Below are 24,586 nucleotides of genomic sequence, written 5' to 3'. Positions count from 1 at the left end.
GCTGCCCGGTGCGTCCGCCGGGCCGGGGCACGGCGCCGCCCCGGCGCCCGACCTGTCGGCGTGGCGGGCGGCGGGGCGGCTGGTGACGTGCTGCGGGGGGTGTCGCGGTGGGTGCCGGGGGCCGGGTCAGCCGTTGCGCGGGCCGGGCAGCGCGCCGGGAAAGGCGTCCTCCCGGACGTTCAGCGGCACCATTCCCGGTGCGTGTCCCTGGCCCGGCACCTGCTGCGGCAGCGGCCCGTGGGGCGCGGACACGTGGTCCGGCACCGAGCGCGCCGCCGGGACACCGGCCATCGGGGGAGCGGACGCCGCGGCGTGCACCCCGGCGGTGTCCGAGTGCGAGGACTCGTCCTCGCCGCCGCTGACGGCATGGCGGCGCGCCCCGTACCGCCGGTGCACCGCCTGTTTCGTCACCCCCAGGGCGGAGCCCACCGCGTCCCAGGAGAACCCCAGCGAGCGGTCGAACTCCACCGCCGCGGTGACCAGGGTCTCCACGCTGTCGCGGAGCTCCTGGGCGAGGCGCACGGTGGGGGCGGGGGCGCGTCCGTAGACGACGAACCCGGCGGCGGGACCGCTGCGCCGCGGTCGGTACACGTTGCCCAGCTGGGCGGTCAGGGTCCGCAGCGCGTCCACCTGTCGGCGGACCCTTTCGATGTCCCGCACCAGTAGGTGCAGGCTTGCCCGGGCCTGGGCGTCATGGGTTGCGTGGTCGGGCATCAACAAGCCTCTCCAACCGGCGATGATGGGGATAGGGCCGTCTCCGTGGCGTCCCGGCCCCTTTTCGGTCAATCTCGTTTGACCAACGCTCCAGCGGGCCATGGAGTCACGCATCGGGGGGCGTGCTGATGTTTCCGGGGGCTCGTACGACCGCGTGCACCCCCGAACGGGTCCGCCCCTAGAATTGGACGGCCCCCGGCCACCGCCGGGAAGCGCCCCCGCGCCGCCGCCGGCCGGGGTGCCCCTCTCCGTCCGACCACGGGAGCCCCGCAGCCGTGTCCGTCACGCCCATCCGCCTCTTCGGCGACCCGGTGCTGCGCATGACGGCGCAGCCTGTCACCACCTTCGACAAGGAACTGCGCACCCTCGTCCAGGACCTGACCGAGACCATGCAGGCGGCGCCCGGTGCCGGCCTCGCGGCCCCGCAACTGGGCGTCTCGCTGCGGGTCTTCACGTACTTCGTCGACGGCGAGCTGGGGCACCTGGTCAACCCGGACCTCACGTTGAGCGAGGAGGAGCAGGACGGCCCGGAGGGCTGCCTGTCGCTCCCCGGGCTGAGCTACGACTGCGTCCGCGCCTACGGCGTCGTCGCCAGGGGCTTCAACATGTACGGCGACCCGGTCACCATCGAGGGCACCCAGCTGCTGGCGCGCTGCATCCAGCACGAGACCGACCACCTCGACGGCATCATCTTCATCGACCGCCTCGACACCGAGCAGCGCAAGGCCGCGATGAAGGCGATCCGGGAGGCGGACTGGGCGGACCTGGGCGTGCCGCAGGTGAAGGTCTCCCCGCACAGCACGTTCGGCGGCGCGCAGTGAGCCCCGCCGCCCGCCCCGCCGTCCCCGCCGGCCCTACCCCCTGCCACCGAGAGGCACAGAACCCACGATGAGGCTCGTCTTCGCAGGCACCCCCGAGGCCGCCGTCCCCGCGCTGGAGGCGCTGCTGGCGTCCGACCGGCACGAGGTCGTCGCCGTCGTCACCCGGCCCGACGCGACCGCGGGACGCGGCCGCAAGCTGGTCTCCAGCCCGGTCGCCCAGCGCGCCGAGGCGGCGGGCATCGAGGTGCTCAAGCCCGTGAAGCCGCGGGACGAGGACTTCCTCGCCCGGCTCCGGGAGATCGCCCCGGACTGCTGCCCGGTCGTCGCGTACGGGGCGCTGCTGCCCAAGGTCGCCCTGGAGGTCCCCGTCCACGGCTGGGTCAACCTGCACTTCTCGCTGCTGCCCGCCTGGCGCGGCGCGGCCCCCGTGCAGCACGCGGTGATGGCCGGGGACGAGGTGACGGGCGCCTCGACGTTCCTCATCGAGCAGGGGCTGGACTCCGGCCCGGTCTACGGCGTCGTCACCGAGGACATCCGGCCCACCGACACCAGCGGCGACCTGCTCACCCGGCTCGCGCACAGCGGCGCCGGACTGCTGACCGCGACCATGGACGGCATCGAGGACGGCCGCCTGGTGCCGCGGACCCAGCCGGTCGAGGGCGTCACCGTCGCCCCCAAGATCACCGTCGAGGACGCGGCGGTGGACTGGAGCGCTCCGGCGCTCCGCGTCGACCGGCTGATCCGCGGCTGCACCCCGGCGCCCGGCGCCTGGACGCTGCTGGACGGTGAACGGTTCAAGCTCGGCCCGGTCACCCTGCTGCCCGGTCGCGAGGACCTCGCGGACCTGGCCCCCGGCGAGCTGTCCGTCGCCAAGAACGTGGTGTACGCGGGCACCGGCAGCCACGCGGTGGAACTGGGCGAGGTGCAGCAGCAGGGCAAGAAGCTGATGCGCGCCGCCGACTGGGCGCGCGGCGTCCGGCTCGCGTCGGGGACCCGGCTGGGGTCGTAGCCCGGAGCGCTGGGCCCGCAGCCGTCGGCCCCCCGCGCCCCGCCCGGGTGGGCGGGCGCGGGGGCGGCGGCCGTACGCTTTGTTCACGCCCTGTGCGCGGGAGGGGCCCTCCCGCCGCGCGCGGGCGGCACCTTCTTCCGACCGAGTCCGGAGCACATTGATCGTGAACGACCAGCCGCGCAGCCGACCGCAGAGCACCTCGCAGGGGAAGCCGCAGGGCAGGCCCAAGGGCAAGCCCTACCGCAGGCCCCAGCGGGACCCGGTCCGCATCCTCGCCTTCGAGGCGCTGCGGGCGGTCGACGAGCGCGACGCGTACGCCAACCTGGTGCTGCCCTCGCTGCTGCGCAACGCCGAGGCGGAAGCGGTCAAGAAGGGCGGCGAGTTCGACCGCCGGGACGCGGCGCTCGCCACTGAGCTGGTCTACGGCACGCTGCGCCGCCAGGGCACCTACGACGCGGTGATCGCCGCCTGCGTCGACCGGCCGCTGCGCGAGGTCGACCCGCCGGTGCTGGACGTGCTCGCGCTCGGCGCCCACCAGCTGCTCGGCACCCGCATCCCGCCGCACGCGGCCGTCTCGGCCACCGTCGAGCTGGCCCGCTGCGTGCTGGGCGACGGCCGGGCCCGCTTCGTCAACGCGGTGCTCCGCAAGATCGCCGCGCAGGACCTCGACGCCTGGGTCGCCCAGGTCGCCCCGCCCTACGACGACGACGCCGAGGCGCACCTCGCCGTGGTCCACTCGCACCCGCGCTGGATCGTCTCCGCGCTGTGGGACGCGCTCGGCGGCGGCCGGGCCGGTATCGAGGACCTGCTGGAGGCCGACAACGAGCGGCCCGAGGTGACGCTGGTGGCGCGCCCCGGCCGATCGACCCCCGAGGAGGTGGCCGCCTCGCTGCCGGAGGAGGCGACCGAGCCCGGCCGCTGGTCCCCGTACGCCGTCCGGCTCGCCGAGGGCGGCGACCCGGGCGCCGTGGACGCCGTCCGCGAGGGCCGGGCCGGGGTCCAGGACGAGGGCAGCCAGCTGGTCGCCGCCGCCCTGGCGGCCGCTCCGCTGGACGGCCGGGACGAGCGCTGGCTGGACGGCTGCGCGGGCCCCGGCGGCAAGGCCGCCCTGCTCGCCGCGCTCGCCGCGCAGCGCGGCGCCCTGCTCGTCGCCTCGGAGAAGCAGCCGCACCGGGCCCGGCTCGTGGAGCGCACGCTGGCCGGCAACCCCGGCCCGTACCAGGTGATCGTCGCGGACGGCACCCGTCCCGCGTGGGCCGAGGGCTCCTTCGACCGGGTGCTCGTCGACGTGCCCTGCACCGGTCTGGGGGCGCTGCGCCGCCGCCCCGAGGCGCGCTGGCGCCGCAAGGCCGAGGACGTGGCGGGCTTCGCGACGCTCCAGCGCGGGCTGCTCACCGAGGCGCTGCGCGCCGTCCGGGTCGGCGGCGTGGTCGGCTACGCCACCTGCTCGCCGCACCCGGCGGAGACCCGCGCCGTCGTCGAGGACGTACTGCGGGGCCGCGGCACGGACGAGCCGCTGACCGCCGAGTGGATCGACGCCCGCCCGCTGATGCCCGGCGTCCCGGCCGTCGGCGACGGCCCGGACGTCCAGCTCTGGCCGCACCTGCACGGCACCGACGCGATGTACCTGGCCCTGCTGCGCCGCACCGCCTGAGCCGCCGGGCCCCGGGCCCGCCCTCCTCCGTCGATGCCGTCGATGCCGTCGACGCTGTCGACCGTCTCAGTCGACGGAGGAGCGGGTCCGGGCGCCGATGAGGGCGCCGCCGGCGAGGTCGGGACCGCCCTGGGCGGGCACCGCGGACGCCCTGGGGCGGGCTCCCCGGTCGTGCGACGGCTCCTCCTCGGCGTCCCACCGCGCGGTGGTCCGCACGCAGCAGAAGACGACCGAGGCCGTCGCCAGGAGCAGCAGCGGCCCGAAGACCCACGGGGTCTCGGCCATCCGCACCGGCAGCCAGCGGTACGACGCCAGCATCGCGGCGAAGACCGCCGTGCCGAAGCCGACCAGCCGGATCCCCGACCGCTCCCAGCCGCGGTCGTGCGCGCGCAGCGCGGCCTCGATCGTGTAGGCGAACACGACGCCGCCGATGATGTCGGCTCCGTAGTGGTAGCCGAAGCCCAGCGTCGCGCCGAGGGTGGCGATGAGCCAGAACGTGCCCGCGTGCCGCAGGCTGCGCGGACCCTTGCGGGAGTGGATGAAGATCGCGGTGGCCCACGCCGTGTGCAGGCTGGGCATGCAGTTGCGCGGGGTGATCCCGTCGAACGGGACCGGGTGCGGGACGCCGATCGGCACGGGGGTGTGCGGCCACAGGTCGGCCACCTCCCAGTGCGCGCCGCCGGTGCCGTACGCGAAGACCGGTCCGACCACCGGGAAGAGCATGTAGATGGCCGGCCCGAGCAGGCCGATCAGCAGGAAGGTGCGTACCAGGTGGTGGCGCGGGAAGCGGCGCGTGGCCCCGACGTTGCGCAGTTGGTAGAGCGCGACGAGGACGGCGGCCACCGGAAGCTGGATGTAGACGGCTTCGAGGATGAAGTGGCCGACCGGGCCGGTGGCCTCGACGGCCCGGCCCGCCAGCCACGACGGGTTGCCCAGCGCGTGGTCGGCCGTCGCCACGTACGGGTCGAGCACCGTCGGGCGGGTCTTCGACGTGATCAGCAGCCAGATGTCGCCGGTCTTGCGGCCGGTCACCAGCAGCAGCCCCAGCCCGACGCTCTTCAGCAGCAGGACGCGCTCGCGGCCGGTGCGGTGCGTGACGGCGATGACGCCGTAGGCCAGGAGCACCCACAGCGCGCCGTTTCCGAACATCATCTTGAAGTCGAACGTCCACCGCACCAGGAAGAAGACGAGGTCGATGCCGAGGGCGACCCCGAGTCCGATGAGGCGCTGCCGCCAGGTGAGCACCAGCATCATCAGCGCCATGCCGGCGTACAGCAGCGGCCCGGACTTGGGTGCGAAGAGCACTTCGCGCACCTGGTTGGTGATCGGTCCGCGCAGGCCGTAGTGGCGCGCGGTGATCTCCAGGGTGATGAGGAACCCGAGGGCCACCACGCTCACGGCGGTCCACAGGACCGCCCGCGGCCGGCGCCACGCGGTGAGCAGGATGCTGAGGTTTTCACGCGAAAACACTTGTGACGGTATGAAAGTCAATTGTTTGGCCGATGTGTTAGGTGTTAGTCAAACAACTCACCCTTCGTGCTGGTTCAGCAGCGTTTCCGGTGAAGGAAGGACGATCAGGGCCATCGTCGTGAGCCCGATCATGCTATCGGAGCGGCGCGGGCGAATCCCGTCAGGACCGCTGCGCGAGGTTCTCCCGCTGGTGGCCGGGGGTGCGGGAGGATCCCGGGGCGTCCAGCTTGCTGGGCCACCAGATGTGGTGGCCGAGGTCGAGGGTGATCGCGGAGACCAGGATCGAGCGGACGACGAAGGTGTCGAGCAGGACGCCGAAGGCGACCGCGAACCCGATCTCGGCGAAGCCGACCAGCGGCAGGGTGCCCAGTGCCGCGAACGTGCCGGCCAGCACCAGCCCCGCGGACGTGATCACGCCGCCGGTCGCCGCCAGGCCGGTGAGGGTCCCGGTGCGGGTGCCGGAGTGGGTGGTCTCCTCGCGGATCCGGGTCATCAGGAAGATGTTGTAGTCGATGCCCAGCGCCACCAGGAAGACGAAGACGAAGAGCGGGAACGCGGTGTCCTCGCCCTCGAACCCGAACAGGTGGTGGAAGGCGAACGTGCTCACCCCGAGCGCCGCCGCGAACGAGAGCACGACGGTCGCGATGAGGACCAGCGGCGCGACCAGCGCCCGCAGCAGCAGCCCGAGGATCAGCAGCACGACGGCGAGGATCATCGGGATCAGCAGCTTGTTGTCGTGCGAGGTCGCGCGGTTGGCGTCCTGGATCACGGCCGTGCCGCCGCCGACCTTGGCGTGGGCGCCCGGCACCGCGTGCAGCGCGGCCCGGGCCCGGTCGACGGTCTGCTTCGCCTGCGGGCTGTCCGCCGCCGAGGCCAGGGTCGCCTCCAGGTAGACCCGGCCGTTCTTCTCGGCGGGCACGCCCAGCGGGGTGGTGACGGAGCCCGGCGCGACGCCCTGGACCGAGCCGAGGGTGCTGCGCACCCGGCCCGCCGCCCCCGCGTCGGCGATGACGACGAGCGGCTGCCCGGCGCCCGCCGGGAAGTAGCGGCCCGCGACCTCCTGGCCGACCACCGAGTCGGGGGTGCCGGTGAAGCTCTGGGCGGTCGTCAGGCCGTCCGCCTTGAGGCCGACCACCCCGAGCGAGAGCGCCCCGAGGACCACCGCGGTGGCCACCCAGACCGAGCGCGGCCGCTGCGCGATCCGCCCGCCCAGCCGGGCCCAGACCCCGCTGCGGGTGGGCTCCTCGGACCCCACGTGCGGCACGGCGGGCCAGAACACCCAGCGGCTGACGATGACGAGCAGCGCGGGGAAGAGCGTGGTCATCGCCAGCAGGGCGATGGCCACCCCGATGGCGGCGACCGGTCCGAGACCGGAGGTCGAGTTCATCTCGGCGGCCATCAGGCACAGCATGCTGACCGCGACCGTCGAGGCGCTGGCGAGCACGGCGGGCCCGGCCCGGTGCAGGGCGAGGGCCATCGCCTCGTGCCGGTCCTCGTGGCGGCGCAGCTCCTCGCGGTAGCGGGCGACCAGCAGCAGCGCGTAGTCGGTGCCGGCGCCGAAGACGAGGACGGTGAGGATGCCCGCGCTCTGCGCGTTGACCACCAGCCCGGCGTGCCGGGAGAGCAGGTAGATCACCGCCTGGGCGGTGAACAGCGCGCCGACGACGGAGATGATCGGCAGGAAGAGCAGGCTCACGCTGCGGTAGGTGAGCAGCAGGATCACCACGACGACCGCGAGCGCGGCGAACAGCAGGGTGCCGTCGAGCCCCTCGAACGCGTCGGCGGAGTCGGCGGCGTAGCCGCCGGGCCCGGTGATGTGCACCTCCAGGCCGCCCGCGTTCGCCTCGGCGGTGGCCCGGATGTCCTGCACGGCGTCGGCCAGGCCGTTCCAGCCGCCCGCGTCCACGCTGACGGGGACGATGATCTGGGCCGCGCGCGGCGTGCCGGACCGCTCCAGCACCGGCCCGACGGTACGGGCGCCGAGGATGCCGTGCCCCGTCATGGCCCTCAGGGACGCCGCGTCCTTGGTGACCTTGGCGCGGTCGGTCTCGGTGAGGCCGTCGGAGCGGGCGTACACGACGACCGCGGGGGCGGTGTCGGGGATGAAGTCCTTCTGCAGGTTGAGGACCTGGGTGGACTCGGCGCTGCCCGGGAGCCACGTCGAGGAATCGTTCTTCTGCTCGCCGGTCAGCTTCTGCGCCAGCGGCGAGACCGCCACCAGCAGCACCAGCCACAGGACCAGCACGACCCACTTGCTGCGACGGCCGCACACCAGGTGCGCCCATCGTCCGGTTCCGCTCACGGTTCCGCTCACGACGAGTCTCCCCGTTCCCCGTTGCGTACAGTGCGGGCGGCCCTTCCCAACCCCGCGGGGAGGGCGGTCCGTGATCCAGCATGGCACCGGTGTTCGAGATCGTTCCGCCATTTTTCGGATCGGGCGCGTTCCCTGCGCGGGCAGTGGTCAGGGAGTTCGCGGGATCTGGTTTGCTGGGCCCATGAGCGTGCAGATCAGCCCCAGTATCCTTTCCGCCGATTTCGCCCGGCTCGCCGACGAGGCGAAGGCCGTGGAAGGCGCCGACTGGCTCCATGTCGACGTCATGGACAACCACTTCGTGCCGAACCTGACGCTCGGTGTGCCGATCGTGGAGTCGCTGAGCCGGGCGACCGACATCCCGCTCGACTGCCACCTGATGATCCAGGACCCGGACCGCTGGGCCCCGGCCTACGTGGAGGCGGGCGCCGGCTCCGTCACCTTCCACGTCGAGGCGGCGGCGGCGCCGGTGCGGCTGGCGCGCGAGATCCGGGCGAAGGGCGCGCGGGCGTCGATGGCGCTGCGGCCCGCGACGCCGATCGAGCCCTACGAGGACCTGCTGCCCGAGCTGGACATGCTGCTGATCATGACGGTCGAGCCCGGCTTCGGCGGCCAGGCGTTCCTCGACATCATGCTGCCCAAGATCCGCCGTACCCGCCGGCTCATCGACAAGCACGGACTGGAGCTGTGGCTGCAGATCGACGGCGGGGTGTCCGCCCAGACCATCGAACGGTGTGCCGAGGCGGGCGCGGACGTCTTCGTCGCCGGTTCCGCGGTCTACGGCGCGGACGACCCGGCGGCGGCCGTGCGGGGGCTGCGTGAGCTGGCCTCGGCCGCCTGTGCCCATTGACGCTCCGGCTACGCGTCCGTAACACCGTTCCATCTGCGAGGATGAGCGCGGAGCCGATCAGATGGGCAACTGGGGAGAGCAACGTGACCACAGGCCGCACACAGGTGCGCATGGGCCCCGGCGAGATGGTCCAGGCCGCAGCGATGGCGCGCCGTTTCTACCTCGAGGGGAAGTCCAAGATCCAGATCGCCGAGGAGTTCGGCGTGAGCCGCTTCAAGGTGGCCCGGGTCCTGGAGACCGCCCTCGAACGTGATCTGGTCCGGATCGAGATCCGGGTCCCGGCCGAGCTGGACGCCGAGCGCTCGGACGCGCTGCGCGCCCGCTACGGCCTGCGGCACGCGGTCGTCGTCGAGACGCCGCCCGAGCAGTCCGACGCGCCCGACCCGGAGAACCTGGGCAAGGTCGCCGCCGACCTGCTCGGCGAGCTGGTCACCGAGGGCGACGTGCTCGGCCTGGCCTGGGGCCGCTCCATCATCACCATGGCCAACGCCCTGGACCGGCTGCCGCCGTGCACCGTCGTCCAGCTCACCGGCGTGTACGACGTGGGCACCGCCGAGCGCGGCTCCGTCGAGGCGGTGCGGACCGCCGCCGCGGTCTCCGGCGGCGAGGCGCACCCGCTGTACGCGCCGATGGTGCTGCCCGACCCGGCGACGGCCGCCACGCTGCGCGCCCAGAGCGGCATCGCCGCCGCCATGGGGTACTTCGACAAGGTCACCGTCGCGGTGGTCTCCATCGGCTCCTGGGCGGCCGGCATCTCCACCGTCCACGACGCGCTGACCGACGCGGAGCGCGAGCACTACGCGGGGCTCGGCGTCGCCGCCGAGATGTCCTCGCACCTGTTCGACGCCGCCGGGCGCCGGGTCGGCCGCGACCTGGGCGAGCGCTGCATCACCATCGAGGCCGACCGGCTCCGCCGGATCCCCGAGGTGCTGGCCATCGCGGGCGGGCTGCGCAAGGCCGCCGCGATCGACGCCGTGCTGCGCTCCGGGCTGGTCACCAGCCTGGTGACGGACACCGCAGCCGCCGACCACCTGCTGTACGCGACCGGCGCCGCCCCCCGCCCCGCCCTGGACCGCGCGGACCCCGACGGACCGTGACGGGCACGGTCCGCCGGGGCCGGTCTCTCAGCGGGTGAACCAGAGATTCCCGCCGAGGGACCAGACCGAGACCTTGGTGACGCCGAGGCCGGTGAGGACCTGGAGCTTGCGGTCCATCGCCGTCCGGTCGACGTAGTCGTAGAGCCTGCCGCCCGAGGTCCAGCGGATCTCGCCGGAACCGCTGTCGCGGCGCTGCTCGACGGTGGCGGCGCTGCCCGACCAGCCGGGCTTGCCGCGCATCACGCTGAACGGGATGTTGCCCTCGATGCCCGCGGTGTCGCAGGCCGCGGGGGCGCTGTAGCCGTACGAGGGCAGCCCGATCACCAGCTTGTCGCGGTTCGGCACCTTGCCCTGGGCGTACCCGACGACCTCCCGGAGCCAGGCGTACGGGGTGATCGCCTTGCACTTCCCGCCCGGCTCGGAGTCGTACTCCGCGTCGTAGGCCATGATCGCCAGCTCGTCGACACCCGTCGCGACCACGGCCGCGTAGTCGTAGTAGGGCGCGTCCTCGGTCATCGCGGGGGCGTCGACCTGCAGCCGCTTGCCGGCGGCGTGCAGCGACGTGGCGAGCTGGGTGAGGAAGGTGCGGTAGTTCGCGAAGTCGCCGGTGGACCAGGACCAGTAGTCCTCCATGTCGACATCGACCCCGGTCAGGCCGGCGCCGACCACCAGCGAGGTGAGCTGCTGGACGGCCTGCCCGCGGCGGGTCGAACTGCCCACCAGGGCGCGGACGGTGGGCGTGTCCATGGCCGACACGGTCGGGTACTGGTAGGCCGAGTGCGCCTTGAGGTCGGCGACGTTCGCCGCGCTGTAGGCGTTGCACAGGCCCTGCGCCGCGGTCTCCAGCAGCAGCGTGCCGTTGGGCTGGACCGCCCAGTACTCCGGCTTGAGCGCCCCGCCCTTCAGCCGGTCGTCGGCGTACTCGGCCTGCCCGGCGCACTGCGGCTCACCGGCGGAGCCGGGGTAGAGCCAGCCCTGCAGCTGCACCCCTGGAGCGGCGGCGGGGGCGGGGGCGGCGTGGGCGGGGGCGGGGGTGGGCGAGCCCAGGGCGGAGCCCGCGGTGAGAGCCGCGACCGTACAGGCGGCGGCCGCCGCGGCGGCGGTGAGGAGTCGGCGATTGCGCATGGTGCTGGCCTCCGGGGAGTTTGCCAGAATCTTGACCAGTGGGGGTGGCGCTGGGGCTGATGGTGGACCAGAAGGCGTCAAGTGGTCAAGAAGTGGTCACTTTTTTAGCGTGAAGCAGCCAGTGGTCCTAAACTGGCGCCACGAAGCCGGCCCCTGCGGGCCACTGCGCGGAGGCGGCGTACCCGATGACTGCCGGACTGAGAAAGCGCGACCTGATCCGCGAGCACCTGATCTCGCTGATCGAGGCCCGCGCGGTGGGACAGGCCATCCCGGCCGAGCGACGGCTCTGCGTCGAGCTGGAGACGTCCCGGCCGACGCTGCGTGCCGTGGTGGACGAGCTGGTCAGGGACGGCTGGCTGGTCCGCCGGCACGGGCAGGGGGTGTTCGTCGGAGCCCCCAAGATCTCCCAGCGGATCGTGACGGCACCGGCCGCCGACCGGTCCGGCTACCCCGCGGCGCCGGGGACGTGGACCAGCCGCGTCCTCGACCACTCGGTGATCCCGGCCGGCATGGGCATCGGGAGCAGGCTGCGGGTCGAGGCCGCCACCCCCGTGCTGCGGGTGGCCCGGCAGCGGCTGGTCGACGACGAGCCGATGGCCCTGGAGACCATCCACGTGCTCGGCGAGCTGGTGCCCGGCGCCACCGCGGACGACGTGGAGGGCGGCTCCTTCTACTCGCTGCTGCGCGACCGCTACGGCATCGAGCCGTCCACCGCGGAGCAGGTCCACGAGGCGCTGTCCGCCGACACCGTGCAGGCGTCGCTGCTCGGCATCAGCCCGGGGGCGGCGGTGCTGTCCAGCGAGCGCGTCACCCGCGACCAGCACGGCCGGCTCTTCGAGTACACCCACGCCGTCTACCGGGGCGACCGCTACCGGCTCGTCTCCCAGCTGGCCCTCGGCGGGCCGCCCGACGCCGCGAGCCCGCGGGTCACCCCGACCGTCTGACCGCGCGCCACCGCGTTCCGGCCACGGGCGTGTGGCAGCATCGGCCGCATGCTGCTGCGGTCCGCCACGCGCGCGGTCCCCGCCGCGCTTCTGATGTGCCTCGTCCTGCTCCTCGCCGGCTGTTCCTCGCACGCCGGCCGGACGCGGGCGGGGGACACGACCGGCTCCCCGGCGTCCTCGGGCACCGCCTCCGCCCCCGCCGCCTCCGGCCCGACCGCCTCCGTGCCGCGCTGGGCCGCGGGGCGGGCGCAGGTCGGCGCGGGACGGCTGCCCGCCGAGGCGCGGGACACCCTGGCGCTGATCGACCGGGGCGGCCCGTACCCCTACGCGAAGGACGGGGCGGTGTTCGGCAACCACGAGAGGGAACTGCCCGCCCACAAGTCCGGTTATTACCACGAGTACACCGTCACGACCCCGGGCTCGCGCGACCGCGGCGCCCGCCGGATCATCACCGGCGACGGCGGGGAGTACTACTACACCGACGACCACTACCAGACCTTCAAGGCGGTGCTGCGGTGACGGCCACCGTGCTCGACCTCGCCGGGGTCACCACCCGGCCCCAGTTCATGGACCGCTGCGCCACGTCGCTCTCCCTCCCGGAGTACTTCGGCCGCAACTGGGACGCCCTCGCGGACTGCCTCACCGACCTGTCCTGGTGCCCGGCCGCGGCCCCGCGCCGGCTGCGGGTCACCGGTTGGCAGGAGTACGCCGCCGCGTCGCCCCGCGAGTGGCGCATCGTCACGCAGATCCTGCGCGACGCCTCCGACTTCTGGCAGCACACCGACACCCCCCTGCACGTGACCGTGGAGGAAGCCACAAACGAGCGGTGAGTGCGCTGGTGGAAGGCACAGAACGAGGGGCTCCGGTTCGCCAGAACTCGGTCGCGTCGGCGATGATGGCGTAGGAGCCGCAGCCTGGACGGTGCTGGTTCGGTGCTGACTCCCCACCCGCCCCAGACGTACAACAGCAGGTGAGAGAGCCAGTATGAGATTCCTCAACGACGTGAAGCCCCCCTACGACCTGACGTACGACGACGTCTTCATGGTGCCCAGCCGCTCCGCGGTCGGCTCCCGGCAGGCGGTGGACCTCGCGTCCCCCGACGGCACCGGCACCACCATCCCGCTGGTCGTCGCGAACATGACCGCCATCGCCGGCCGCCGGATGGCCGAGACGGTCGCCCGCCGCGGCGGCCTCGTCGTCATCCCGCAGGACATCCCGATCGACGTGGTCGCGGACGTCGTCGCGTACGTCAAGAGCTGCCACCTGGTCCTCGACACCCCCATCACGCTGGCCCCCTCGCAGACCGTCGCGGACGCGCTGTCGCTGCTGCCCAAGCGGGCGCACGGCGCCGGCGTCGTCGTCGAGGACGGCCGCCCGGTCGGCGTCGTCACCGACCACGACCTGACCGGCGTGGACCGCTTCACCCAGCTCTCCGAGGTGATGACGCGCGACCTGCTGCTGGTGGACGCGGACATCGACCCGCGCGAGGCCTTCAACCGGCTGGACGCCGCCAACCGCAAGCTGGCCCCGGCCGTGGACGCGGACGGCCGGCTGGTCGGCATCCTGACCCGCAAGGCCGCGCTGCGCGCGACCCTGTACACGCCCGCCACCGACGCGAACGGCAAGCTGCGCATCGCCGCGGCCGTCGGCATCAACGGCGACGTCGCCGTCAAGGCCAAGCAGCTGCTCGACGCGGGGGTCGACACCCTCGTCGTCGACACCGCCCACGGCCACCAGGAGTCGATGCTCGCCGCGGTGAAGGCCGTGCGCGCGCTGGACCCGCGGGTGCCGATCGTGGCGGGCAACATCGTCGCCGCCGAGGGCGTGCGCGACCTCATCGAGGCCGGCGCGGACATCATCAAGGTCGGGGTGGGCCCCGGCGCGATGTGCACCACCCGCATGATGACCGGCGTGGGCCGCCCGCAGTTCTCCGCGGTCCTGGAGTGCGCCGCCGAGGCGAAGAAGTACGGCAAGCACGTCTGGGCCGACGGCGGCGTCCGGCACCCGCGCGACGTCGCGATGGCGCTGGCCGCGGGCGCGTCCAACGTCATGGTCGGCTCCTGGTTCGCCGGTACCTACGAGTCCCCCGGCGACCTCCAGCAGAGCGCCGACGGGCGCTTCTACAAGGAGAGCTTCGGCATGGCCTCGGCCCGCGCGGTGCGCAACCGCACGAGCGAGGAGTCGGCGTACGACCGGGCCCGCAAGGCGCTCTTCGAGGAGGGCATCTCCACCTCGCGGATGTTCCTCGACCCGACCCGCCCGGGCGTCGAGGACCTGATCGACTCGATCATCGCGGGGGTGCGCAGCTCGTGCACCTACGCGGGCGCGGGCTCGCTCGCCGAGTTCGAGGAGAAGGCCATCGTCGGCATCCAGAGCGCCGCCGGCTACGCCGAGGGCAAGGCCCTGCACGCCAGCTGGAGCTGATCGCACCACCCGCTGAGCGCCGGACCGGGGGAGACCGCGGTCCGGCGCTCCCGCGTTCCGGCCCCCCGCAAACCGGACAACGCAACGACCCGCCCCCACGGGGGCAACGATTCGGCGCGGCACGCCGCTTTCGCGCAACGATCATCCGCGGATGCGCAATGGACCCGCATTACGGGCATCCGTCATACCTCGTAGGGTCATGCCCTGTACGTGGAGCGGTGGCGACCCCAGCTCGGCGGTTCCCACCGGTAGTGCGCCGGGACGCGCACTCCCGTACGGTGCCGCCGCGACCTCGCCGCCGCCGTCCGACCGGCACGACCAAGGAGCCCCCGCAGTGGCACGATCCGGCGCAGCGCCGTCCACCCCCGACCCGACCCGGGCGGACCGCCCGGGCGGGCCCCCCGCCGGCGGCTTCGGCGGCAGGCTGATGCGGCGCAAGCCCGTCGACCGGCTGGTCGCCGAGGGCGGCCACGGCGACGGCGGGGAGCTCAAGCGCTCGCTGGGCATGTGGCAGCTGACGATGATCAGCATCGGGGCGACCCTGGGCACCGGCATCTTCGTGGTGCTGGGCGAGGCCGTCCCCGAGGCCGGGCCCGCGGTCGTGATCTCGTTCGTCATCGCCGGGTTCACCGCGCTGTTCTCCGCGCTCTCCTACGCCGAACTGGCCGGCAGCATCCCGGTCTCCGGCTCCTCGTACTCCTACACCTACGCCACGATGGGCGAGTTCGTCGCCTGGCTCTGCGGCTGGTGCCTGATCCTGGAGTACGGGGTGTCGGTGGCCGCCGTCGCGGTCGGCTGGGGCCAGTACCTCAACGAACTGCTGCAGGGCACGATCGGGCACACCATCCCGGACGCGCTGGCCAAGCCGCCGGGCGAGGGCGGCGTCGTCAACGTCTGCGCCCTGGCGGTCGTGCTGCTCGCCATGGCGTTCCTGCTGCGCGGCGCCCGGGAGAGCGCCCGCGTCAACACCGTCATGGTCGTCGTGAAGATCGCCGCGCTGGTGCTGTTCTGCGCGGTCGCCTTCACCGGTATCCGGGCCGGCAACTTCCGTCCGCTGATGCCGCTGGGCATGGCGGGCGTCAGCGCGGCGGGCGCCACGCTGTTCTTCTCGTACATCGGCTTCGACGCCGCCTCCACCGCCGGTGAGGAGGCCAGAAACCCCAAGCGCGACATGCCGCGGGCGATCATCCTGTCACTGCTCATCGTCACGGTGCTGTACTGCCTGGTGGCGCTGGTCGCCGTCGGCGCCATGCCGTGGCAGGAGTTCGGCGACGCCGACGCCGCCCTCGCGCTGATCCTGCGCCAGGTCACCGGGCAGAGCTTCTGGGCGGTGCTGCTCGCCGCCGGCGCCGTCATCGCGATCGCCAGCGTGGTGCTGACGGTGCTGTACGGCCAGACCCGCATCCTGTTCTCGATGTCCCGCGACGGCCTGGTGCCGAAGGTCTTCTCGAAGGTCGACCGGAAGACCGGCACCCCGCGCGCCAACACCGTGATCGTCTCGCTCTTCTGCGGCGTCCTGGCGGCGCTGGTGCCGCTCGGCGAGCTCGCCAACGCCACCAGCATCGGCACGCTCTTCGCCTTCGCCCTGGTCAACGTCGCGGTGATCATCCTGCGCCGCACCCGGCCCGACCTGCCGCGCACCTTCCGCGTCGCGTTCTCCCCGGTCACCCCCGCCATCGGGTTCCTGCTCTGCGGATGGATGATGACCAGCCTCGGGGCCGAGACCTGGAAGTGGTTCGGAATCTGGATGGCCGGCGGACTCGTGCTGTACTTCACGTACGGCATGCGCCGCTCCCAGCTCGCCCGAGAAGAAGTGTGAACCACCCGCTGTGCGCCTGAATGATCTCGACGAACGCATCGTCCATGCCCTTGCCGAGGACGCCCGGCGCTCCTACGCCGACATCGGCACCCAGGTCGGGCTCTCCGCCCCCGCCGTCAAACGGCGGGTGGACCGGCTGCTCGCCTCCGGCGCCATCACCGGCTTCACGGTGCGGGTGGACCCGGCGGCGCTCGGCTGGGAGACCGAGGCGTTCGTCGAGATCTACTGCCGGCGCAACACCGGCCCCGGCGACATCCTGCGGGGCCTGGCCCGCTACTCCGAGGTCGCGACCGTCTCGACCGTCACCGGCGAGGCGGACGCCCTCGTCCAGGTCTTCGCCTCCGACGTGCGGCACTTCGAGCGGGTCCTGGAGCGGATCGCCGGGGAGCCGTTCGTCGAGCGGACCAAGTCCGTCCTGGTGCTCTCACCGCTGCTGCGGCGCTACACCTCGGGCTCGCCCGCCTGATCCGTCCGGCCCGCGCAACAGATCGCCGCCCAGTGGCTCCCGGACGCAACGAATCGCTGGTGGGTGCGCAATGGACAGATCTTGTCGCCCAGGTGGCCGGAAACGTACCGTCTAGGAGACCCCGAACAGACTCCCGAGCGACGAACGAGGATCCATGCCGCCGCTGCGCATCGCGCTGTACCAAGGCCCCGGCGGCGTTCCGGAGTCCACCGGCGCCAGCCTGGCCGCGCTGGACGGCGCCGCCCGCCGCGCGGCGGCCTCCGGCGCCCGGCTGCTCGCCACCCCCGAGATGTACCTGACCGGGTACGCGCTCGGCGACCGCACCCCGGAGCTGGCCGAGGCCGCCGACGGCCCCGGCGCCCGGCGCGTCGCGGAGATCGCCGCCGAGCACGGCATCGCCATCGTGTACGGCTACCCCGAGCGGGCGGGCACCGCGGTCTTCAACTCCGCGCAGCTCATCGGCCCGGACGGCGCCGCGCTGGCGAACTACCGCAAGACCCATCTGTTCGGCGGCTTCGAGCGCGAGCACTTCGCTCCCGGCGACACCGCCGTGGTCCAGGCGGAGCTGGACGGCACCCGGATCGGGCTGCTGGTCTGCTACGACGTCGAATTCCCGGAGAACGTCCGGGCACACGCCCTGGCCGGCACCGAGCTGCTCGTCGTCCCCACGGCGCTGATGCGCCCGTACGAGTTCGTCGCCCGGACCCTCGTCCCGGCCCGCGCGTACGAGAACGGGCTGCACCTGGCCTACGCGAACCGCAGCGGGGCCGAGGGCGAGTTCCACTTCACCGGGCTCAGCTGCCTGGCCGGCCCCGACGGCACCGTCCGCGCCCGCGCCGGAGCCGGCGAGGAGCTGGTGATCGCCGACGCCGACCCCGGGGTGCTGCGGGCCGCGCGCGACGAGACCCCGTATCTGGCCGACCGGCGGCCCGAGCTGTACCGCACGCTCGTCTGACGCGACGTCCGGCCGACCACTTTTCCGTTGTTTCGCGAGGAGACCCCCCGATGACGTCCGTGCCCACCGCTGTCCACGACGAGCAGCACGTCCAGGCGCAGGCCGAGCCCCCGATCACCATGTTCGGGCCGGACTTCCCGTACGCCTACGACGACTTCCTGGCGCACCCGGCCGGGCTCGGCTCCATACCCGCGACCGAGCACGGCACGGAGGTCGCGGTCATCGGCGGCGGCCTGTCCGGCATCATCACGGCCTACGAGCTGATGAAGATGGGCCTCAAGCCGGTCGTCTACGAGGCCGACAAGATCGGCGGCCGGCTGCGCACCGTCGGCTTCGAGGGCTGCGACGCCGGGCTGACGGCGGAGATGGGCGCGATGCGCTTCCCGCCGTCGTCCACCGCCTTCCAGTACTACGTGGACCTGGTGGGGCTGCGGACCCGGCCGTTCCCCAACCCGCTGGCGCCCGGCACCCCCTCCACCGTCGTGGACCTCAAGGGCCAGTCGCACTACGCCACGTCCGTCGAGGACCTGCCCGAGGTCTACCACCAGGTGATGCACGCCTGGAACGCGTGCCTGGAGGACGGCGCGGACTTCTCCTCGATGCAGCGCGCGCTGCGCGAGCGGGACATCCCCACCATCCGCAGGATCTGGTCCGCGCTGGTCGAGAAGCTCGACAACCAGACCTTCTACGGCTTCCTCTGCGACTCCCCGGCCTTCAAGTCCTTCCGGCACCGGGAGATCTTCGGCCAGGTCGGGTTCGGCACCGGCGGCTGGGACACCGACTTCCCCAACTCCATCCTGGAGATCCTGCGGGTCGTCTACACCGGCGCCGACGACGACCACCACGGCATCGTCGGCGGCAGCCAGCAGCTGCCGCTGCGGCTGTGGGACCGCGAGCCGGACAAGCTCGTGCACTGGGAGCGGGGCACCTCGCTGGCCTCGCTGCACGGCGGTGACCCGCGCCCGGCCGTCACCCGGCTGCACCGCACCGCCGGCAACCGCATCACGGTCACCGACGCGGCGGGCGACATCCGGACGTACCCGGCGGCGGTCTTCACCGCGCAGTCCTGGATGCTGCTGTCCAAGATCGCCTGTGACGACTCGCTCTTCCCGATCGACCACTGGACGGCGATCGAGCGCACCCACTACATGGAGTCGTCGAAGCTCTTCGTGCCCGTCGACCGCCCGTTCTGGCTCGACAAGGACGAGGAGACCGGCCGGGACGTGATGAGCATGACGCTCACCGACCGGATGACCCGCGGCACGTACCTGCTGGACGACGGCCCGGACCGGCCCGCGACCATCTGCCTGTCGTACACCTGGTGCGACGACAGCCTCAAGTGGCTTCCGCTGAGCGCCAACGAGCGCATGGAGGTCATGCTGACCTCGCTCGGGGAGATCTACCCCAAGGTCGACATCCGCTCGCACATCATCGGCAACCCGGTGACCGTCTCGTGGGAGAACGAGCCCTACTTCATGGGCGCGTTCAAGGCGAACCTGCCCGGCCACTACCGCTACCAGCGGCGGCTGTTCACTCACTTCATGCAGGACACGCTGCCGCAGGACAAGCGCGGCATCTTCCTCGCGGGCGACGACATCTCCTGGACGGCGGGGTGGGCCGAGGGCGCGGTGCAGACGGCGCTCAACGCGGTGTGGGGCGTCATGCACCACTTCGGCGGCGGGACCGACGCGACCAACCCCGGTCCCGGCGACGTCTACGAGGACATCGCGCCGGTCTTCCTCGACGAGGACTGAGCCGGCGTCAGGGCGTCGTCCTGCGGTGTTCCGCGCTTAAGGAGTCGTATAGCGGGACGCCAGCGCCGTGGAGTGCAATCCTCCGAGTAAGCGGTCCGCCCCACGCGGGCCGCCGCAACCCGGAGGTAGCGCATGAGCCGTCGCCTGCCCGTACTCCTGGCCGTTCCGGCCGCCGCCCTGATCGCCGTCGCCGGAGCCGCCGCTCCGGCGTCCGCGGCACCCGCCGACAAACCCCAGGTCCTCTCCAGCTGGACCCAGACCAGCGCCTCCAGCTACAACGCCTTCATCTCGGCGCGCAACAACCAGGGCGCCTGGTCCGCCTACGGCTTCGACTGGTCCACGGACTACTGCTCGTCGTCGCCCGACAACCCGCTGGGCTTCCCGTTCAACCTGTCCTGTGCCCACCACGACTTCGGCTACCGCAACTACAAGGCGGCCGGGCAGTTCAGCGCCAACAAGCCCCGGCTGGACAGCATGCTCTACGAGGACCTGAAGCGGGTCTGCGGTTCGCACGGCTACAACACCGTGAAGAAGGCCGCCTGCAACAGCCTCGCCTGGACGTACTACCAGGCGGTCAAGCAGTTCGGCTGACCCTCCGGCCCCCGCCCCGCGTCAGCGACCGGCCAGCGGGGTGAGCAGGAACCGGCCGACGAGCCCCACGCCCGCGTCGAGCCGGTCGGCACACTCCCGGTACATCTCTCCGGTGTGCCGCAAGGACCAGAGCAGGCGGGACGCGGCCCAGGCCGCGTCCCGCGCCCGTTCCAGGCTCCAGGCGCCGACCAGGTGGGTCAGCGGGTCGGCGATGTCCAGCAGGTCGGGGCCCGGCATGAGGTCCTCGCGCACCCGCTCCTCGATGGCCACCAGCACGTCCCCGATCCGCTCGAAGTCCCGTTCCATCGTCGCGGGTTCCCGCTCCAGGGCCCGGCAGGTGTCGACCAGTGCGAGCGCCAGGTCGTGGCCGATGTGCGCGTTGATCCCGGCGAGCGCGAACTGCAGCGGGCGCACCCCGCGGTGCCCGCGCAGCTGCAGCAGCGGGCGCCAGCAGGCCGGGGCGCCGCTCCGGGGCGTGTCCGGGCAGACCGCCGCCAGGTAGCGGCCGGCGAAGCGCACGTCCAGCTCGGCGGCGGCGTGCGCGTCGTCGAAGAAGCCGGTGGAGATCAGCCGCCGCACCTCCTCGGTGACGGAGAGGTAGACGCGGTTGAAGACCGCGACGCCGTCGTGCGGTGGGAGCGAGGCGCCCACCGCGCGCATCCGCGCCACCACTTCGTCCACGTCACCGGGGAGCGCCCGCCGCACCGTCGTCATGGACCCAGCGTCCCAGCCGGCCGGCACGGGGCACGGCCGCTCGCCGGTGCTTCCCTGGAACGGGTGACGCCGCGGGACAGGGGTCCGTCGATCAGGGGATCAGCACTGCCTGGATACCGTTCCGCGGCGGCCGCATGCTGGTGGGGTGGACAGCACCGAGCTCGCCGACTTCCTGCGCCGCCGGCGCGCGCGCCTCAGCCCCGCGGACGTGGGCCTGACCGGAGGCGTCCGACGGCGCACCCCGGGGCTGCGCCGCGAGGAGGTCGCGCGGCTGGCGGGGATGTCCGCCGACTACTACGCACGCCTGGAGCAGGCCCGCGGCCCGCGGCCGTCCCGGCAGATGCTGGGCGCGCTGGCCCGCGCGCTGCGGCTGGCCGGGGACGAGCGCGAGGAGCTGTTCCGGCTGGCGGGGGAGGGGCTGTCGCCGCCGCACCGGAGGGGTGCGGCGGCCGACCCTGCCGGATCCGCCCACGTCAGGCCCGCGCTGTTGCTGATCCTCGACCGGCTGGACGACACCCCGGCGCAGGTGGTGAACGGCGCGGGCGACGTCCTGGCGCGGAACCCGCTCGCGGCGGCGCTGCTCGGCGGCGCGTCCGCGGGACCCGGGCCGAGCGAGGCGGCCGGCCGCTCCCGCCCGTGGCACTTCCGGCATCCCGTGGTGGGGCCGCTGGAGCTGGAGTGCGACGTCCTGCTGAGCGACGAGGACGACCAGCGGCTGGTCGTCCACACTGCGCGGCCGGGCAGCGACTCCGCCGAGCGGCTGCGGCTGCTGCGGGTGGTCGGGCTGCAGGACCTCACGCCGAGCGGTCACGGCTGACCGCCGCCGCGTTCCGGTCCCGCGCCCGCCGCGCCCGCGTCAGCGCGCCAGCCGCTTGCGGACCCGGCGCTTGACCATCCCGGCGACGCCGCGCCAGTTGGTGACGATGACCTCCGCCTGGCTCTCCTTGTCGCGGGAGAGCCAGACCAGCATCGGACGCACCCCGGAGAAGAACTTCCTGCGGCCCCTCGCGCCCGCCGGGAGCTTCGTGCCGGGGAAGCGGACCGGGAAGTCCCTGGACTGCTCGCCGTAGGACAGCCGGAGCAGTATCTTCCACGCTCCCGGCCGGCGGACCTCCGCGCCGAGGTGGCGCACGTCGAAGACGGTCTCGAACGTCAGCTCCGTGTCCTCGCCGCCCGGTTCCCCGGCGGGCACCACGATCTCGTGCCCGTCGCCCACCCGCCGCAGCACGAAGTGGCACTCCAGCTTCGCCGGGCGGCCGTCGGCCCGCAGCCGGGTGCGCAGACTGGCGGTGAACCGCCGGTTGTCGGGCAGCCAGGCGACGTCGGTCAGGTCCGCCCAGTCGGAGTGCTCGAAGCGGGCGAGGGCGATCAGTTCATCCATCTGACCGCTGCGGAGCAACTGCCCGCGCGCCTGGTCGAGCGGGGAGAGCGGCGCGAGGACCTCCTCCGGGATGAAGTCGTGGAGGAGTTCCGACGCGAGCCGCACGTACGCCTTCTGCTGCTTCTCGGGCCAGCGCGGGAAATTGCGGCCGAACTTGCCGAGGATCTCGACCTGGCCCCAGCGCAGGAGCAGGCTGTTGCGCTGGGCGCCGGGTTCGGTGTTCTCGACCACCTTCTCCAGGACCTTGCGGATGCCCCCGTAGAACACCTCGGGATCGGGCCCCTGCTGGGTGAGATGGGGGAATCCCTCGCGCATCATGAGGTAGTAGCAGTCGTAGTCCGCGACCACCGAGATCGCCTTGGCGGCGAAATAGGCGGGCACGATGAAGATCTGCTCCTCGGCGAGCCGGACACCCTCCGCGAAGCGCAGTCCGTGCTCGGCCACCAGCGACCGGCGGAACAGCTTGTGGGCGGTCAGGCTCCACACCGCCTTGGTGCTGTAGATGTCGCCCCGCTCGACGTTCCGCTTGAACGGTCCTGCCGCTGCCGTGCGGCCGACTCCGCGGATGCGTCCGAGCACGACGTCGGAGTCGTCGCGGCGGGCCGCTGCGAGCATCCGCTCGAAGGCCTCGGTGCCCAAGTAGTCGTCGGGATCGGCGAAGAAGAGGAATTCCCCGGTGGCCACGTCGATGGCGCGGTTGCGCGGGCCGCCGGGAGCACCGGAGTTCTCCTGGTGCAGGACCAGGATCTGCGGGTGCTTCGCCGCCCAGCGGTCGAGCAGTTCACCGCTGCCGTCGGTCGATCCGTCATCGACGGCCACGACCTCGATGCGGTCGATACCGATGGTCTGCTGGACGACGGATTCCAGGCATTCGTCCAGAAAGTCGACGGCGTTGTAGACCGGAATGATGACGCTTACCCATTTCTCGGGCACGGTCGCGGTCGCCTCCTTGGTATGGGCCGCAGCGAAGAGAGAGAGGGGGAAATCCAGATCCGGTCGACGAGGTGGGGCTCGCGGTGCCGAGGAAGGGCAATCTAGCGCAAGCGCGAGTGGAGGGCCTCGGTCCGCCCGGGGCGTTGTCAGGCGGCAGTGGCTGCCCTACGCTCACACGGTCGTCAATATGAACACCATTCATGTATGTGATTGGAGTGTTTGATGAGCGGAAGACGTAGGGGCCGCCGAGCGCTGCTCGCCACGGTGGCCGGGCTCGCCGCCCTGCTCGTGCCCCTGGCATCGCCGGCGTCCGCGGCCCCCGATCGCGCACCGGTGGCCGCACCGGCCGCCGAAGCCGCATCGGCCGCTGTGGCCGCGGCGAAGGCGCCGCGGACCGTCGTGCTGGACGGCGAGCGGCTGCGGCGGACCAGGGCGCGGCTGGCGAAGGGCGACCCGGCGCTGCGGCGGGCCGTCGCCGCCCTGCGGGCGCAGGCCGACGGCTGGCTCGGCCAGGGGCCGTGGACCGTCACCGACAAGGACCGCACGCCGCCCCGCGGCGACAAGCACGACTACCTCAGCCAGGCCCCGTACTGGTGGGCGAGCCAACCGAAGACGGCGGACAACCCGATGGGCTGCCCGTACGTGCAGAAGGACGGGCAGCGCAACCCCGAGGTCGACGAACTCACCGACCACGACGAGCGCGGCGACGTCTTCGCCTCCGCCTACACCCTCAGCCTCGCCTGGTACTACACCGGCGACGCGGCCTACTCGCGGCACGCCGCCGAGATCCTGCGTACCTGGTTCACCGACCCGGCCACCCGCATGAACCCGAACCTGGACCACGCGCAGATCATCCCCTGCAAGTACGACGGCCGGGCGATCGGCATCATCGACTTCTCCCAGGGCTTCACCAGCGTCCTGGACGCGACCGCCATCCTCGACACCGGGGCCCCCGGCTGGACGAGCGGCGACCGCGGCGGGATGCGCACCTGGTACGAGGGGTTCCGCGACTGGCTGGGCGGTGCCTTCGGCACGCAGGAGGCCGCGGCCGCCAACAACCACGGCACCTTCTTCGACATGCAGCTGGCCGCGCTGCAGCTCGCCACCGGGCAGCGCTCGCTCGCCGCGCGGACGGTGTCGAAGGCGCGCACCGCGCGGATCGACCCGCAGATCGCCGCCGACGGCAGCCAGCCCGGCGAGATCTCCCGCACCCGCAGCTGGCACTACTCCACCTTCAACCTGGTGGCGTTCACCCGGCTCGCGGCGATCGGCGAGCACGTCGGCGTCGACCTGTGGTCCCACCGCGGTCCGGCCGGGCAGCGGCTCTCCGCCGCGGTCGACTACCTGCTGCCCGCCGCGACCGGCGAGGCGCCCTGGCCGCACCCGGAACTGGACTTCCGGGCCTACGCGGCGAGCGACCTCGTGCACGCCGCCGCCGACGCGGGCGACGCGCGCGCCCGCGCGGCGCTGCCCGCGCTCCAGGCCCCGCCGGGCGGCGACCTGTGGGCGCTGCGCCCGGCGGCCGAGCAGCTGGACTCGATCACCGGCTGAGCC

22 protein-coding genes are annotated in these 24,586 nt (G+C 72.9%); 16 read left to right on the top strand and 6 right to left on the bottom strand.

The genetic code is table 11. The annotated features are described in order from the left end of the window. Window positions 1-126: 126 nt before the first annotated feature. The gene (locus ABZ721_RS03800; protein WP_358786929.1) at window positions 127-714 is read right to left on the bottom strand and encodes a hypothetical protein; all 588 of its coding nucleotides are present in this window, start codon (window positions 712-714) and stop codon (window positions 127-129) included. A gap of 275 nt (window positions 715-989) precedes the next feature. Here ABZ721_RS03800 and def point away from each other — a divergent pair, with 275 nt between their 5' ends. From def to ABZ721_RS03785, 3 genes are all read left to right on the top strand, one after another. Then, window positions 990-1,535, top strand: coding sequence for a peptide deformylase (gene def, locus ABZ721_RS03795; RefSeq protein ID WP_358786928.1), 546 nt, complete (start codon window positions 990-992; stop codon window positions 1,533-1,535). A 67-nt stretch (window positions 1,536-1,602) separates the two neighbouring features. Further along, window positions 1,603-2,544, top strand: a complete 942-nt coding sequence (gene fmt / locus ABZ721_RS03790; RefSeq protein ID WP_358786927.1) for a methionyl-tRNA formyltransferase — start codon at window positions 1,603-1,605, stop codon at window positions 2,542-2,544. Window positions 2,545-2,812: 268 nt separating this feature from the next. Then, window positions 2,813-4,198 carry a transcription antitermination factor NusB gene (locus ABZ721_RS03785; protein ID WP_358786996.1) on the top strand — a complete coding sequence of 462 codons (1,386 nt, stop codon included), beginning with the start codon at window positions 2,813-2,815 and terminating at the stop codon, window positions 4,196-4,198. Between the two features lie 66 nt (window positions 4,199-4,264). On the opposite strand, the gene ABZ721_RS03780 is transcribed toward ABZ721_RS03785, so the two are convergent. After that, window positions 4,265-5,668: a phosphatase PAP2 family protein gene (locus ABZ721_RS03780; RefSeq protein ID WP_358786926.1), complete on the bottom strand. Its 1,404-nt coding sequence runs from the start codon at window positions 5,666-5,668 to the stop codon at window positions 4,265-4,267. 160 nt (window positions 5,669-5,828) lie between these two features. Then, on the bottom strand, window positions 5,829-7,982 hold the full coding sequence (locus tag ABZ721_RS03775; protein ID WP_358786925.1) for an MMPL family transporter: 2,154 nt from the start codon (window positions 7,980-7,982) through the stop codon (window positions 5,829-5,831). Window positions 7,983-8,163: 181 nt separating this feature from the next. Here ABZ721_RS03775 and rpe point away from each other — a divergent pair, with 181 nt between their 5' ends. Both rpe and ABZ721_RS03765 read left to right on the top strand, forming a co-directional pair. Then, the gene (rpe, locus tag ABZ721_RS03770) at window positions 8,164-8,829 is read left to right on the top strand and encodes a ribulose-phosphate 3-epimerase (RefSeq protein WP_358786924.1); all 666 of its coding nucleotides are present in this window, start codon (window positions 8,164-8,166) and stop codon (window positions 8,827-8,829) included. A 110-nt stretch (window positions 8,830-8,939) separates the two neighbouring features. Beyond that, entirely contained in the window at window positions 8,940-9,926 is a 987-nt protein-coding gene (locus ABZ721_RS03765; protein ID WP_358786995.1) for a sugar-binding domain-containing protein, read from the top strand. Between the two features lie 27 nt (window positions 9,927-9,953). Here ABZ721_RS03765 and ABZ721_RS03760 read toward each other — a convergent pair whose 3' ends face one another. Then, entirely contained in the window at window positions 9,954-11,051 is a 1,098-nt protein-coding gene (locus tag ABZ721_RS03760) for a glycosyl hydrolase family 18 protein (RefSeq protein ID WP_358786923.1), read from the bottom strand. A gap of 185 nt (window positions 11,052-11,236) precedes the next feature. On the opposite strand from ABZ721_RS03760, the gene ABZ721_RS03755 reads away from it, so the two are divergent. The 9 genes from ABZ721_RS03755 (at window position 11,237) to ABZ721_RS03715 (ending at window position 20,004) form a co-directional block, all read left to right on the top strand. Next, window positions 11,237-11,995 (top strand): GntR family transcriptional regulator, encoded by a 759-nt coding sequence (locus ABZ721_RS03755; protein WP_358786922.1) that lies wholly within the window; start codon window positions 11,237-11,239, stop codon window positions 11,993-11,995. 48 nt (window positions 11,996-12,043) lie between these two features. Then, a complete protein-coding gene (locus ABZ721_RS03750) occupies window positions 12,044-12,514 on the top strand; it encodes a ribonuclease domain-containing protein (RefSeq protein WP_358786921.1) in 471 nt (156 codons plus the stop codon). After that, on the top strand, window positions 12,511-12,825 hold the full coding sequence (locus ABZ721_RS03745; protein ID WP_358786920.1) for a barstar family protein: 315 nt from the start codon (window positions 12,511-12,513) through the stop codon (window positions 12,823-12,825). The genes ABZ721_RS03750 and ABZ721_RS03745 overlap by 4 nt, the downstream gene beginning before the upstream one ends. 154 nt (window positions 12,826-12,979) lie before the next feature. Beyond that, complete coding sequence (locus tag ABZ721_RS03740; RefSeq protein WP_358786919.1) at window positions 12,980-14,419, top strand: GuaB1 family IMP dehydrogenase-related protein; 1,440 nt, start codon at window positions 12,980-12,982, stop codon at window positions 14,417-14,419. A gap of 334 nt (window positions 14,420-14,753) precedes the next feature. Then, on the top strand, window positions 14,754-16,238 hold the full coding sequence (locus tag ABZ721_RS03735) for an amino acid permease (protein WP_358786918.1): 1,485 nt from the start codon (window positions 14,754-14,756) through the stop codon (window positions 16,236-16,238). 10 nt (window positions 16,239-16,248) lie between these two features. Continuing rightward, window positions 16,249-16,704, top strand: coding sequence for an Lrp/AsnC family transcriptional regulator (locus tag ABZ721_RS03730; RefSeq protein ID WP_138353010.1), 456 nt, complete (start codon window positions 16,249-16,251; stop codon window positions 16,702-16,704). 154 nt (window positions 16,705-16,858) lie between these two features. Then, window positions 16,859-17,659, top strand: coding sequence for a carbon-nitrogen hydrolase family protein (locus ABZ721_RS03725; protein WP_358786917.1), 801 nt, complete (start codon window positions 16,859-16,861; stop codon window positions 17,657-17,659). A 50-nt stretch (window positions 17,660-17,709) separates the two neighbouring features. Beyond that, complete coding sequence (locus ABZ721_RS03720) at window positions 17,710-19,413, top strand: NAD(P)/FAD-dependent oxidoreductase (protein WP_358786916.1); 1,704 nt, start codon at window positions 17,710-17,712, stop codon at window positions 19,411-19,413. A 132-nt stretch (window positions 19,414-19,545) separates the two neighbouring features. Next, a complete protein-coding gene (locus ABZ721_RS03715) occupies window positions 19,546-20,004 on the top strand; it encodes a phospholipase (protein WP_358786915.1) in 459 nt (152 codons plus the stop codon). A 21-nt stretch (window positions 20,005-20,025) separates the two neighbouring features. Here ABZ721_RS03715 and ABZ721_RS03710 read toward each other — a convergent pair whose 3' ends face one another. After that, window positions 20,026-20,718, bottom strand: coding sequence for a DUF5995 family protein (locus tag ABZ721_RS03710; protein ID WP_358786914.1), 693 nt, complete (start codon window positions 20,716-20,718; stop codon window positions 20,026-20,028). Between the two features lie 145 nt (window positions 20,719-20,863). Between ABZ721_RS03710 and ABZ721_RS03705 the strand changes: the two genes are divergently transcribed. Continuing rightward, window positions 20,864-21,535, top strand: a complete 672-nt coding sequence (locus ABZ721_RS03705; protein ID WP_358786913.1) for a helix-turn-helix domain-containing protein — start codon at window positions 20,864-20,866, stop codon at window positions 21,533-21,535. 39 nt (window positions 21,536-21,574) lie between these two features. Here the strand turns inward: ABZ721_RS03705 and ABZ721_RS03700 are convergent, their stop codons facing one another. Next, window positions 21,575-23,032, bottom strand: coding sequence for a glycosyltransferase (locus ABZ721_RS03700; RefSeq protein WP_358786912.1), 1,458 nt, complete (start codon window positions 23,030-23,032; stop codon window positions 21,575-21,577). Between the two features lie 222 nt (window positions 23,033-23,254). Between ABZ721_RS03700 and ABZ721_RS03695 the strand changes: the two genes are divergently transcribed. Further along, window positions 23,255-24,583: an alginate lyase family protein gene (locus tag ABZ721_RS03695; protein ID WP_358786911.1), complete on the top strand. Its 1,329-nt coding sequence runs from the start codon at window positions 23,255-23,257 to the stop codon at window positions 24,581-24,583. Window positions 24,584-24,586: the final 3 nt, after the last annotated feature.

The organism is Streptomyces sp. NPDC006733 (assembly GCF_040636125.1).
Classification (GTDB): domain Bacteria; phylum Actinomycetota; class Actinomycetes; order Streptomycetales; family Streptomycetaceae; genus Actinacidiphila.
The sequence above is the reverse complement of the archived record's forward strand: the minus strand, read 5'-3'. Positions and strand labels throughout refer to the sequence as shown.

Coding starts and splice junctions, on each gene's coding strand:
- ABZ721_RS03800 (WP_358786929.1), bottom strand. CDS start 714: ATGCCCGACCACGCAACCCATGACGCCCAGGCCCGGGCAAGCCTGCAC.
- fmt (WP_358786927.1), top strand. CDS start 1,603: ATGAGGCTCGTCTTCGCAGGCACCCCCGAGGCCGCCGTCCCCGCGCTG.
- rpe (WP_358786924.1), top strand. CDS start 8,164: ATGAGCGTGCAGATCAGCCCCAGTATCCTTTCCGCCGATTTCGCCCGG.
- ABZ721_RS03765 (WP_358786995.1), top strand. CDS start 8,940: ATGGGCCCCGGCGAGATGGTCCAGGCCGCAGCGATGGCGCGCCGTTTC.
- ABZ721_RS03760 (WP_358786923.1), bottom strand. CDS start 11,051: ATGCGCAATCGCCGACTCCTCACCGCCGCCGCGGCGGCCGCCGCCTGT.
- ABZ721_RS03755 (WP_358786922.1), top strand. CDS start 11,237: ATGACTGCCGGACTGAGAAAGCGCGACCTGATCCGCGAGCACCTGATC.
- ABZ721_RS03750 (WP_358786921.1), top strand. CDS start 12,044: ATGCTGCTGCGGTCCGCCACGCGCGCGGTCCCCGCCGCGCTTCTGATG.
- ABZ721_RS03740 (WP_358786919.1), top strand. CDS start 12,980: ATGAGATTCCTCAACGACGTGAAGCCCCCCTACGACCTGACGTACGAC.
- ABZ721_RS03725 (WP_358786917.1), top strand. CDS start 16,859: ATGCCGCCGCTGCGCATCGCGCTGTACCAAGGCCCCGGCGGCGTTCCG.
- ABZ721_RS03720 (WP_358786916.1), top strand. CDS start 17,710: ATGACGTCCGTGCCCACCGCTGTCCACGACGAGCAGCACGTCCAGGCG.
- ABZ721_RS03715 (WP_358786915.1), top strand. CDS start 19,546: ATGAGCCGTCGCCTGCCCGTACTCCTGGCCGTTCCGGCCGCCGCCCTG.
- ABZ721_RS03710 (WP_358786914.1), bottom strand. CDS start 20,718: ATGACGACGGTGCGGCGGGCGCTCCCCGGTGACGTGGACGAAGTGGTG.
- ABZ721_RS03695 (WP_358786911.1), top strand. CDS start 23,255: ATGAGCGGAAGACGTAGGGGCCGCCGAGCGCTGCTCGCCACGGTGGCC.